Annotated in this window: 3 protein-coding genes; all 3 read right to left on the bottom strand. The window is 41.5% G+C overall.

Annotated features, from left to right (window positions below):
- On the bottom strand, positions 1-918 hold a 918-nt coding region (locus PLH26_RS20070; protein ID WP_324587805.1), incomplete at its 3' end, for a RagB/SusD family nutrient uptake outer membrane protein.
- Between the two features lie 21 nt (positions 919-939).
- Positions 940-4,062: a SusC/RagA family TonB-linked outer membrane protein gene (locus PLH26_RS20065; protein ID WP_324587804.1), complete on the bottom strand. Its 3,123-nt coding sequence runs from the start codon at positions 4,060-4,062 to the stop codon at positions 940-942.
- Between the two features lie 416 nt (positions 4,063-4,478).
- Positions 4,479-5,156: alpha-L-rhamnosidase-related protein (locus PLH26_RS20060; RefSeq protein ID WP_324587803.1), on the bottom strand; the 678-nt coding region annotated here is incomplete at its 5' end.

The raw sequence follows: 5,156 nt of genomic DNA, 5'->3' as shown, positions 1-5,156 counted from the left end.
CCATCCTCCTGCCGAAACGCGGCCCGTTGTGCCGGTAAGCATGGCAGCATTATCTGTTATCGGTAAAAATGCATATACAAAGCTGCTTTGCTGCCCCTGGTTACCCTGCTGATATTGTATCTCAAAAATTGATTCAATACTATTCTTATTTCCCAGATTATACACCGATTCATAATCATCAAGCAGAGCATAACCCATTGCCATGATATCGTTTAATTCAGAATAAGCAAGATCAAATTTCTTTTGAGTCATATATACGTCTGCCAGAAGCATTTTAGCAGATCCTTTTGATGCGCTTCCGTTTTGAGGGAATGATGGGTTTCCCAGTTTCGAGATCGCATCTTTCAAATCATTTTCAATGGCGTTATAGACATCTGAAACAGTTGAGCGTTGTAAATAAGCATCTGAAACACCACTTACCTTATTTATATACAAGGGAACAGGGCCATAAAAGCGAACAAGATCAAAATAACATAACGCTCTTATAAACTTGGCTTCCCCTACAACTTTGTTCACAAACTCAGGTTTCAGTTCCAGTGTTACAATATTATCTATTATGCTATTTGCCCTTGCAATAGAAGTGTAGGCGTTATTATACATTTCATTAGTCACATTACTGGCAGCATCATCTAAAAAACCATCGGCCAGCTCCATATTAATATATTGTACTCCCCTATCGGTAGGGTTGAACTCATAAAAAGTATTATCGGAACGCATTTCCCCCATCACATAAGCTGCTCTGGAACCTTTTACACCTCTTAGAGACGCATAGGCTCCCACTAAGGCCTGGTCGAAATGTGACTGCTCTTTGAAAAAGTTTCCATCCGTTATGGAGCTTTCCGGCGTAAGTTGCAAAAAGTCTTTCGAACATGACGGTAATAATAATCCTGAAGCTATGATATATAATAGTTTTTTCATTCTAATATTTTTTTGAAGTGATCAAAAATTAACATCTAACCCAATTGCAACAGTTCTTGGAACCGGGTATGCGCCTGCATCTACTCCTTCCCTCAACCCATTTAACCCATTGATACTTGCTTCCGGGTTCATGCCTTTGTATTTTGTAAATACAGCCGCCTGCTGACAAGTTAGATACACCCTGGCTCTGCTGAATATATTCTTAAACGCCGGTATCTCATATCCGAGTGTAATATTTTTAATGGCCAAATAAGATCCATTTTCCACAAACCGGCTATTTGCATACCTGAAAAAATTATTGGCAGTTCCTGTAACCCTTGGTTGTGCTCCGCTGCCAGGGTCTTGCTCTGACCGCCAGAAGTCCAGCCAATGCTTCTGAACATTGAAAACGCCATCCTGGTTTTCGGACCATTCCAGTTGCCCGTTTATAATATCCTGTCCGAAAGCGCCTGCTATTACTATTCCAAGGTCAAATCCGTTATAGGCAAAGCTATTGTTCATACCCAATACAAATTTGGGTGTGGGGTTGCCTATGAACGTTCTGTCTGCATTTGTGATCACCCCGTCTTTATTAAGATCCTTGTATCTGACTGTTCCCACAGAAGAAATAACGGCTTTAGGTTGTGTGTCAAATTCTTCCTGGGTCATATATACACCATCATACACGTATCCCCAGAATTGCCCTATAGGTTTGCCTACCTCGGTCTTCCAATAGGTTCCCTGCTCTCCAACCCCATCAATGGGAGCGTTATTAGTACCCAGTTTCATTACTTTATTTCTGTTAAATGAAATATTGAAATCAGTATTCCATTTTAATGCGCCGGTAAGGTTACGTGTATTAACAGCAAACTCATAGCCCCAGAATTTAAAGCCTCCTATATTAGATTGAATGCTTGCAAAACCTGTACCCCGCGGTATATCTACCTGGTAGAGCATATCATCCACTTCTTTCTGGTAATAATCGGCAGTAAAGGCAATGCGGTCATTCAGAAATGACATATCTAAACCAATACCAAAACCGGCTGTTGTTTCCCATGTAAGAAAAGTATTACCCAAAGAAGTTAAGCTTCTTCCCTGCGCCAATGCGCCCCCAAAAACATAGTTGCTTGTTGACACGCCTCCGTATTGCCTGTAATCGCCTATATTAAAATTACCTACCAGTCCGTATTCACCGCGTAATTTCAGATAACTGACAGCCGGGATACTTTGCATAAAATCTTCATCAGAAATAATCCAACCTGCCGAAAAAGAGGGAAATGAACCCCATTTGTTATCAGCTCCAAACCTAGATGAACCATCTCTCCTTAACGAAGCCGAGAGCAAATATTTACCCCTGAAATTATAGTTCAAACGACCATACATGGACAAGAGGGACCATTCTGTAGTATTATTACCGCCATTTTTTACCGCAGCAGCATCTATCCATGATACCAAATCGTCTGGAAAATTGCTCCCGGAAAGGTTGTTATATTCCTGGTGAAATTTTTGAGCTGAATACCCTGCCAATACCTCAACCTGGTGCTCATCTGCTATTGTTTTATTATAAGCCAATGTGTTTTCTGTTAACCAGGAAAAGTAATCGGTAGTACTATACGACCCGGAGGGAATACTTGGTGGCGGCGCCCATATGGTACCTACAGAGCTCGGATTAAATACCCTGTTCGATCTGTTGCTGGCATCAACTGAAACCGCGGTCCTGAACTTAAAATCTTTCAGGAACTTTAGTTCAAGAAAGGCATTAGATAATACCCTGATATTTTTTTCCTTATTAATGGCATCCTCAAGGGTAACCACCCAGTTCGGTTGTGTAAATAACCCGGGTCCTGAAAATCTTAATTTCCTGGTTCCATCGTCGTTTGTTTCATCGGGCGAGAATATCGGTGGTGTAGTTAACGCTGCGAATATGATATTATACGTTCCATCCGTATTGAAGTTCTGGCCTGTTTGGTATGTGGGGGCAATATTCAGTCCTACCCTTACATTATCATTTATTTTGTACTCGTTATTCGACCTGAGGGAAAAGCGCTCGAAACCGGTATTGAGCATCACTCCGTTTTCCTTATAATATCCGATCGTAGTGGCTGACGTGAATTTATCTTTCCCCGCCAATAAAGTAAGGTTGTAGCTGTTCATCCTGGATTTACGCAATAACGCATCCATCCAATCTGTGTCCGGACCTGTCCATTGTTCGGGGTTTCGGTATAATTCGGGTATTTCAGGATATCCTTCATACTTCATCCTGTCTTCAAACAGCATTTTCTGGAACTGCAGGAACTCTTTTGCATTCATCAGGTCAGGTCTCCCCTTCTCCGGTACCTTTCCCTCTCCATAATTGACATTCAATTGTACACTTGCTTTTCCCTGGCGAGCTTGTTTTGTAGTGATCAATACTACCCCGTTAGCGGCACGTGATCCGTATATTGAAGCTGCAGACGGCCCTTTCAAAACAGAAATACTCTCAATTTCATTAGGGTTAATACTATTGATATCCCCTACAATAGGTGATTCATCCACAACATACAGAGGACTGTTCCCTGCATTTACTGATGCAGCTCCTCTGACTCTTATGGACATACCTCTTCCCGGCTGTCCCGAAGTTTGGTTAACCTGTACACCCGCAATCCTCCCCTGTATTTTCTGAGCTATCTGTCCTACAGGCTGGTCTTCCAGTTGTTCTGTTGGTAAAGTAGCAATAGATCCTGTTACATTTCTTCTTTTCTGAGAACCGTAGCCTACTAACACAACCTCTGATAAGCTTTTATCCTGTAACTGCAGTACAACGGAAAGTGTTCCGGAAATGCCCGCAACCCGCTCCTGCGTTTGGAAGCTGGTATGCGAAAAAACAAGAATAGCGTTTTCATCGGATACCGATATACGGTAATAACCATTGTCGTCTGTAACAGTAGCCACAGAAGAACCTTTAACAATAATACTAACACCTGCAACAGGATTACCTTCAGCATCTTTCACCTGCCCGGAAATTTCTTTATTGACCGGCGCCGTGACAGCACCCTGCAATATTTCTTTAGCAATCAACTGTGCAGGAAAAACAATAATAATGAAAGCAATGAGTGGAATAAAGCAGTAAGTCTTTTTGTACAAAGTAGCCTTTGTATACTTATACACAAGCAATAGTTTGTTCATAATATGGCAGTATTTAACAAATGATGGTAGAAATATTAATATAGATGGTGTGTTGTTAAAGCAGTACCGAATGCTTATGTTGAATTAAACAAAATCATATATAACAGTATTTTGGTTGTTGCATGCGATAGTTGGATACCGTTGCAATCGTTGATGTGAATAAATCAATGTTTGGTAGAGTGAAATTAGCGAACGACTGGAGATAAAACTCCCAATAAAATATCCAAATTCTATGCTTTTATGACATAAGCAATCGGGAATATAGAATGATCAGGATATGATAGCGGCAAAAATAAAATACCTGTAAGTGCTTGCCATGCAACAAACCTTACAGGTATTAAAAGCTACATTTTCATTTTCGCGAAAAAATAAACAGATTTTAAGCAGCAGATCGGAAGTCCTGATCTTTCAGCTTTTTAATCTGACCGGCTGGTAAATTTATATTCTCCTGAGCCTATCTTATGCTTTTTATTATCGGGTAATATCACTGTTGCAGTTGTATTAACCGGAACTACTACATTGAGTGTAACCGTGTTTTCATTTTTGGTCCAGGAAACTTTAATGTCTCCATTGATGCTGTGATAATTGCCCTTTGCCCATGTCAGCGATGCTCCGGTTAGCGGTTTTATAAAAAAATGACGGAAGCCAGGCTGGCTTTCATCGTGCTGAATACCTAAAACATGCCGATACATCCATTCTCCTACAGCCCCGATAGCCACATGGTTAAATGAGTTCATTCCTGCGTTCTGGAATCCGCGACCGGCAACATAGCCATCCCACCGTTCCCAGATGGTGGTTGCCCCCTGATCTATAGAATAGAACCAGGAAGGGAAACGACGGCTCAACAACAGGCTATACGCCACATCGGCATAACCATATGCTGCCAGTTGATCCATGATCATATAGGTGCCGTGTATACCTGTAGAGATCCGACCATCATATTTTTGTACAGCATCCGCCATATGAGCCGCGGCTTTGGCCCGTAACTCTATGGGTAGCAGCCCGAACTGCAGTGCTATCGCATAACCCGTTTGCGTTTCACCTTTAATTTTTCCATCTGCAGAAACAAATGCCTTTACAAATGCCTGCCGGAT

The organism is Agriterribacter sp. (assembly GCF_035444585.1).
Taxonomy (GTDB): domain Bacteria; phylum Bacteroidota; class Bacteroidia; order Chitinophagales; family Chitinophagaceae; genus Agriterribacter.
Note: the sequence above shows the minus strand (reverse complement) of the source record. Positions and strands in the feature narration are given on the sequence as shown.

What these genes read in the sequence shown, in the direction of transcription:
- PLH26_RS20065 (WP_324587804.1), bottom strand. Translation starts at nt 4,062, where the DNA reads ATGAACAAACTATTGCTTGTGTATAAGTATACAAAGGCTACTTTGTAC.